A 6809-nucleotide genomic window follows, 5' to 3' on the forward strand; every position below is an offset into this window, starting at 1 on the left:
CATTTGACCCGATAGCATTGTAAATTGGTTAATCTTTTTTATGCAACGCTAGTGACACTACATATATGATGGCTAGCGCCGGACTTAATGATATTCAGGCCATATATGGTACTGAAACGGCGCTGCGCGTGGCAACAGCAACTTTCGGAGATAACGCCGCCGCAGCTGATTTGATTGCTACTTCGTACAACAACATGGGTGATAAAACCAATGATGTCCAGAAGGAAATGTCCAAGCTTGGTGATATCATTACCAAGACCCAGCAGATGTTTCAAATAGCCAATTTAGGGCAGCTATCAGAAGGATTAAAATATGGGATGCCCGCTGCCATCCAGGCTAGGATGGAATTTGCCGAATTGAACACGATAATTGGTCATCTCAATAATGCAGGTTTAAAAGGCGGCATGGCCGGTACCGCATTTGCGGCTTCCATGCGCCAGATGAACAAGGCATCAAGAGAATTGGGATTTACGATTGCCAGGAACGCCTCCGGAGGTACTGACTTTATCGGCACCCTGGAGAACATCCGGAAGAAATATGGAGACCTTTCCAGGGCTTCGCCCCAGGTGCAGATGAAATTCCAGCAAGCCTTCGGGGATGAAGGGCTGCGGGCTATCATCCTTTTGAACAAGCAAACCGGTCAAATGAAGAAGAATCTGGATGCGGTCCGTAATTCTGCCGGTGCTGCAGCTGAGGCTCAGGGAAGGATTGAGGCTACAGAACTGGCTGAATATCTAATCACTTTAAACAACCTTCAGTCTTTGCGCCGGGAAGTTGGCATGATGCTCATGCCGACTATCAAAGAGTTAATTCCGGAAGTCAGATCCCTTATACAAAGTTTTTCCGGATTCCTTAAAACTCATCCCTATCTTGCAAAGACAGTAGTATTAATATTTGCATTAGCAGCTGGAATTCTAAGCATTGTGGCTCCAATTCTGTCAGTAGCAGCCAGTCTGATTATTATGGGTGCTTATGGCAAGATGACTTGGCTGCAGCTAGGCCGGGGGCTTAAGTGGTTAGCGAATATACCAATTAAAAAAGGGCTTATCCCAGGATTAAAATACTTATGGATGACATTTAATAAATTTGGAGTAATATCGCGAGGAGTTCTAGGGCGATTAGCAACACAAGTATTAATGTTAGTTACTAGAGTAATTCCAGCCCTATTAACCGGCATCTGGTCCGTAACTGCAGCTTTACTGGCTAACCCCATCACCTGGGTAATCATAGGAGTGGTAGCTCTGGGGGCCGCTCTCTACGCCCTGTATAGAAACTGGGATGCAGTTAAGCAAGTGGCTTCCAATGTCCTTGAGTATTTATCAGGAGCCGTGACCAATGTTCTGAGCTGGCTGAGTAACAAGGTGGCAGAGTTTAAGCAATCCGGGGCGGCCCTCCTGGGGGCTTTTGTGGACGGGCTCAAATCCATGATTGGCAAACCGGCCGAGCTTGTCCAGTCTGGGCTCGAGAAAGTCCGCAACCTCCTCCCCTTCTCGGATGCCAAGGAAGGACCCTTATCCACCCTAACCAAAAGCGGGATAGCCATGATCCAGACCTTCCAGGCCGGGGCCATCAAAGCCCTCCCCCAGCTGCAGGATATGTTGCGCCTTAACTTTGAGGAAATACCTTTTGCCCTGGCTGGGGCATCGGCCGGAGCCGGAGCTGCGAGACAGATTGTTATTCCGGAGCTGTCCGGGATATTCACCAGGAACAAGGAAAAAACAGATAGCAGCAAGGGCGGGCGGCCAATTCTGATTCAAAGGCTAATACTGCAGGTTTCTGAAAAGATTGAAGACAGAGACGCCTTTATTGAGATGCTTCGGGGGATTGCCGAGGAGGTAGATGATGAATGAGACAGGTTATTACCAACGACTTCGGACAGGTAAAAGTGGGCGGCGTCATCCTCCCCGGCAACATCCAGTCTATGGAGATTGAAGGCGGCGTCAGGACCGATGAAATGGAAGTGCCCGGCACTTCCGGAACCTCCAAACAGCCCCAGGGTTTTAAAGACGCCCTGATTAACCTCACGCTGCAGCTCCCCACGGACGATACCAGCACTTGTTATGAGAAGCTGAAGACTATTGTGGGGATCCTGCAGAAGCTGGACAAAAACGCCAAGCCGTACATTTACCAGATAGTCAATAAGCATACGGCCATCTGGAATATCAAAGAGGTTATCTTTGAGACGCTGCGTTCCACCGAGGACAACAAAAACGACACTATCACGGCAGAGCTTGCCTTCAAAGAATGGCGGCCGGTGGTGGTTAAGAGTGAGGCAAGGATCCTGACCGAGGACATCCTTGAGCCTGATGATTTCGGTGCTGAAACTGAAACGATAGAAGATTTTGTTACCAGGAAATTGGCCCAGACACCGGCCATTGACGATGATGAATAGGGTTGATCTTATGCAGTATATCTCTCCCATCTGGAATATTGATATAGGCACCTGGACGGTAACGAATATGACCAGGTTCGATGTCTTTTCGGCCAGGTTAAGCCCCACAGACAGGGCTGAGATTGAATTTACCCGAAAAGGCTTCCCTTATTCTAATATCACTAAAGGGCAAAAAATCAGCATGTGCCAGGGATACCTGGGCCGTGGGCTCTGGCGCATCTTCTCCGGAAAAGTAACGGACGTGGTACCCCAGGGGAAGGCGGTCACCGTCCTGGCTCAGGATTTAATGCAGGATTTGAAGGTTAAAATCTCCCGTGCGTTTGTCTCTCCGGTACCCCAGGATATTATCAAGTTTGGCTTGAGTGTTGCAGGTGTTACAAACTATCAGCTGTCATCACAGGTATTCCAACCGAAGCCCGGCTTTATAGCAGCCAACGAGTCCTTTGTGGGTGTTATTAAAAGGGTCAACAGCACATGGAGCATTCCGGAATGGGGCTTTTATTTCGACCCCGAGGAAAAGTTTTACTGGGGTCCATGGGAAGAATCGGACAGGTATCTGCAGTCCAAGCTTCCCGTTCTGGAATATGGTCAGAACATTTTGTCTCACAGGTTGTTGGAATCTGGTACCCAGGGTGAGTTGGAGACAATAGCTCTTCCTTTCCTGAGACACTCACACCGGGTAAAAATTATAGACCCAAGGTATTGGAACCAGCCCCAGGTTGTGCGCCTGGAAAAGGTCCACTACCACCACTCTGCTAAAGCGAGGATGAAAATAGAATGGGCACAAATCGCGAAGCAATAGAAATATTCAGGACTATCATGTTGGAAGCCTTCCCGGAGCTGAAGGGTATCCCTTACAAGGTAAAGGGTAAGGTGGTAAAGATATATGAAAACGGCCCCTACGCTGTGGACGTTCAGGTGCTGGATAAAGACGACCTCCCCAAGGAGGATATGCCTATCTTGCCAAAAGTGGAAGCTCCGGCCCTTTGGTCCGGTTCTGGAATCGGTATCTACTGCATCCCGCCGGTTGGCTCCGTTGTCCGGTTGGGCTTCTACTATAACGACCCTGGCCAGCCATATATAGACGCCGTCCTCCAGGAAGGACAGGTCGGAGATCATCCCCTGGGCCTGATGGTAATCAGCGCTTCAACCGAGGTTAAGATTATCGCCCCGACTACGACAGTCCAAGGCAACTTGGTTGTCACCGGCACCATCAACGGGGTGTAAGGAGGCAGGTGTATGAGCAACGAGCAGCTTGGAACAGACATTTCCCTGGTTGACATGGATTTTGTAGTCAAAGCTGATGGTGATATTGACATGGTCAGTGGCCGGGAGTGTCTGGCCCAGGATTTAAAACATATGGTTCTCTCGGACGCTGGCATCCAGCAGTACCTTAAGGATGAAGCGACAGAAATTAACAAACTGGACTTCCAGCAGGCTATTGTTATGCTTCTGGAGACGGATCCGCGGGTGGTACCCGGTACCGCAGCCTGTGAAGTATCTACCTGGGAACGGGACAACATACAGGCTACGGCTAGTTTTCAGCCAATAGATGATGGTAACCCCATGAACCTAGTGCTGGGATATGATTTGACAGGCTTTACAGTGGAGGTGTTGACCGGTGGTTGATTGGAAAGCCATACTGGGCTGGAAAGATAAAACCACTTTGGAGGCGGAAGTCTATGAAAGTTACCGCCAAAGTGGTGGAAAAGTTACAAACTTCAATGCTTACGGAGTATTCAGACGCTTAGTAGGAGCCTGCCTCCAGGGTGTGGCTGACCTTTGGAATCTTCTTCTTATTGTGATTCCTCAGGGCTTTGCTTCCACAGCATCCGGAACCTGGCTGGATAGAAAATGCGCCGACGTGGGCATAACCAGGTTTGCGGCAGTCAAAACCCAAGGCAATCTTATCTTTGGCAGGAACAGCACTACCGGGAACGTGCGGATCCAGCCGGGGGTTATGATCAAGACCGAAGTTCTGCCGGATGGCAAGGAACTAAGATATATTGCTACTAACACCGAGTCAATCATTCTGCCGGATGGCAACGCTGAAATATCGGTGCCGGTGATTGCCGAATATGCCGGGTCAGCCTATAACGTGGGGGCCGGGAAGATTACTCAACTTGTTACGTACGTAAGCGGGATTGATTATGTAACAAATAACGCTGACTGGATTACTCAGGAGGGCACCGATGAGGAAACGGACGAAGCCCTCCGGGAAAGGTACCAGCTCAAATGGGAGGAGCTTTCCGAAGGTGGAACAGATGCCGCTTATATCTCCTGGGCTCGCAGTATTGCCGGGGTTCGTGACGTTTCCGTGGATTCTGACCATCCTAGAGGGCAGGGTACGGTAGATGTAACAATCGCCTCAGAATCAGGAGCACCTACCCAGAATCTAATAGACCAGGTTCAAGCCTATATAGACACGAAAAAACCGAATGTCGCAAATGTTTTGGTAAAAGGATCTAATCAGGTTCCTGTGAATCTTAATATCACTCTTCAGCTGCCGGCTGATGAAGGTGATATCGCAACCACTCAAGCTGAAGGCGAAGCAAGATATGCGGCATTGTTTACAAAAAGCCAGACCTATTATGACATGGGCATTAAGCCTTTCCGGATTAGTGAATCCCTGTACAGGGCCAGGCTGACTTCTATCGGGATGGGAATATCACCGGTAGTAAACGTTGTCATCACCCAGCCTGCAGCTGATGTCATCGCCAGCGCCGGTGATCTGCTCGTTGCCGGGACAATAAACGTCACAGTGGAAAGGGTGGCATAAATGAGCTTTGGAGAATACATTTGGTCTCTTCTTCCTTTGCCGTTTCGGAAGGTGGGTTCTGACATCTATCTATTGTTTCAGGCAATCGGGGCAAAACTGGAGGAATTAAAACAAGCATTTTTTCAGATCCGCCGGGCCTGGATAATAGATACTGCTCCCGGATGGGCGCTGGATCTCCACGGCATGGACAGGAGGATGCCCCGGCTGCCGGGGGAGTCGGATGATGTGTACCGGCTTCGGCTGCAGTCGGCCAGGACTATCTACGCCATGGGCGGTACGGATACTGGACTAATAGAATCCTTAGCCCAGATTGGATTTACAGCTACCATCTATAACCTATACAATGAGGATCCGCTTAGATGGGCTGAAATGAACATAACGGCGCAAGGCAACATCAGCCAGCCTCTTTCTCTGCCTACGATTGAGTCATTAAAAAAGACCTTAAAGGTGACAAAGGCCGCCCATGCGAAGATAGCGATACTGATATTGAGTTACAGGATTAGCACTAGACAGAATTATCGAGCTAAGGGCACTGAGACCATGGTATTTAATCAGAAAGTAAGTTATCCACCTGGTAATATCATATTAGACGGCAGTAAGGTTTTGGATGGCAGCTGGCAACTTAACTCCAAGTCTGCAGCTATAACAATTACATCAATCCCTGTATAGGAAGGGGGCAATGAGATGTCTTATTATATTGTGACAACGACAAACGCCAGGAATAAGCTGGCACGGGCAAGAAAAGGGGAAATCCCAATACCAACAATCACTAATATGGTGTTTGGCACCGGCGGACATAACCCCGGGGACACAAATACTCCAGTCCCGCCTACTCCGGATGATACAGCGCTGGAAACCCAGGTTTTATCCAAAGCAGTGACCCAGACAATCATCAATCAGACCACATTGAGGCATATGGCCGAGATACTTGATAGCGACAACCTCAACGGTACAATTATTACCGAGGCTGGGCTTATTGATAATGATGGTGACCTGGTTGTCAGGGCCACTTTTTCAGGGAAGCTTAAAGAAGCTGGATTCAACCTGAGACATGAAATTGATGAATTATTCTAAGGGGTGATGAATTATGACCGACATGATAGGAACTCCCCAATATTCAGACCGTATCAGGCAGCTGGAGACAAGCGACCAAGGCCAGCCTGAAACCTGGAATCCGCAGCTTAAGAAACTTATCGACAATGATGCTTACCTCAAAGAACAAAACGATACTCACCAGGTAAGCACAGGCCCACACGGGGCCACATCGGCAGCCACGGCCAATAGGATTATACTCCGGGATGCCAACGGTCGGGCCAAGATTGCAGCTCCTTCCGAAGCTGACGACATTGCCCGGAAGGATACGGTAGACAACCATGCCAACCTCACAGCTCCTCATAGCGCTACTCCCTCCCCCACGCCCAGCAGGCTTGTCTTACGAGATGCTGCAGGCCGGGCGCAAGTGGCAGCCCCCGCCGCCGCTGAGGATATAGCCAGGAAGGATACGGTGGATACTGCCAAAACAGAAGTTGTTGGGTCTGGCTGGGACGGTACCACATTGAAACAACTCAAGGATGAGCATGCTGCGCATTTGGCAGATGATATGCCACATAAGGCCGTAGATACAACAGTTACCCCAAA

Annotated in this window: 8 protein-coding genes and 1 pseudogene; all 9 read left to right on the top strand. The window is 49.4% G+C overall.

Annotated elements, in window-relative coordinates; all coding sequences use genetic code 11:
• Window positions 1-62 precede the first annotated feature (62 nt).
• Window positions 63-1850, top strand: a pseudogene (locus NUV48_15195) (phage tail tape measure protein).
• On the top strand, window positions 1847-2392 hold the full coding sequence (locus tag NUV48_15200) for a hypothetical protein (protein ID MCR4443479.1): 546 nt from the start codon (window positions 1847-1849) through the stop codon (window positions 2390-2392). Before NUV48_15195 ends, NUV48_15200 begins: the two are co-directional and overlap by 4 nt.
• A gap of 10 nt (window positions 2393-2402) precedes the next feature.
• Window positions 2403-3194, top strand: a complete 792-nt coding sequence (locus NUV48_15205) for a hypothetical protein (GenBank protein MCR4443480.1) — start codon at window positions 2403-2405, stop codon at window positions 3192-3194.
• Window positions 3170-3619: a hypothetical protein gene (locus tag NUV48_15210; protein ID MCR4443481.1), complete on the top strand. Its 450-nt coding sequence runs from the start codon at window positions 3170-3172 to the stop codon at window positions 3617-3619. Before NUV48_15205 ends, NUV48_15210 begins: the two co-directional genes overlap by 25 nt.
• A gap of 12 nt (window positions 3620-3631) precedes the next feature.
• The gene (locus NUV48_15215; GenBank protein MCR4443482.1) at window positions 3632-4021 is read left to right on the top strand and encodes a DUF2590 family protein; all 390 of its coding nucleotides are present in this window, start codon (window positions 3632-3634) and stop codon (window positions 4019-4021) included.
• Entirely contained in the window at window positions 4014-5171 is a 1158-nt protein-coding gene (locus tag NUV48_15220) for a baseplate J/gp47 family protein (GenBank protein MCR4443483.1), read from the top strand. Before NUV48_15215 ends, NUV48_15220 begins: the two co-directional genes overlap by 8 nt.
• Window positions 5172-5840 carry a phage tail protein gene (locus tag NUV48_15225; GenBank protein MCR4443484.1) on the top strand — a complete coding sequence of 223 codons (669 nt, stop codon included), beginning with the start codon at window positions 5172-5174 and terminating at the stop codon, window positions 5838-5840. It begins immediately after the preceding gene.
• 15 nt (window positions 5841-5855) lie between these two features.
• On the top strand, window positions 5856-6245 hold the full coding sequence (locus NUV48_15230; protein ID MCR4443485.1) for a phage tail protein: 390 nt from the start codon (window positions 5856-5858) through the stop codon (window positions 6243-6245).
• Window positions 6246-6258: 13 nt separating this feature from the next.
• On the top strand, window positions 6259-6809 hold a 551-nt coding region (locus tag NUV48_15235), incomplete at its 3' end, for a hypothetical protein (protein MCR4443486.1).

This window comes from Peptococcaceae bacterium, assembly GCA_024655825.1.
Taxonomy (GTDB): Bacteria; Bacillota; Peptococcia; order DRI-13; family PHAD01; genus JANLFJ01.

Excerpts from the sequence above, each read along its gene's own strand:
- NUV48_15200 (MCR4443479.1), top strand. The coding sequence starts at position 1,847 with ATGAGACAGGTTATTACCAACGACTTCGGACAGGTAAAAGTGGGCGGC.
- NUV48_15230 (MCR4443485.1), top strand. The coding sequence starts at position 5,856 with ATGTCTTATTATATTGTGACAACGACAAACGCCAGGAATAAGCTGGCA.
- NUV48_15225 (MCR4443484.1), top strand. The coding sequence starts at position 5,172 with ATGAGCTTTGGAGAATACATTTGGTCTCTTCTTCCTTTGCCGTTTCGG.
- NUV48_15215 (MCR4443482.1), top strand. The coding sequence starts at position 3,632 with ATGAGCAACGAGCAGCTTGGAACAGACATTTCCCTGGTTGACATGGAT.
- NUV48_15210 (MCR4443481.1), top strand. The coding sequence starts at position 3,170 with ATGGGCACAAATCGCGAAGCAATAGAAATATTCAGGACTATCATGTTG.
- NUV48_15205 (MCR4443480.1), top strand. The coding sequence starts at position 2,403 with ATGCAGTATATCTCTCCCATCTGGAATATTGATATAGGCACCTGGACG.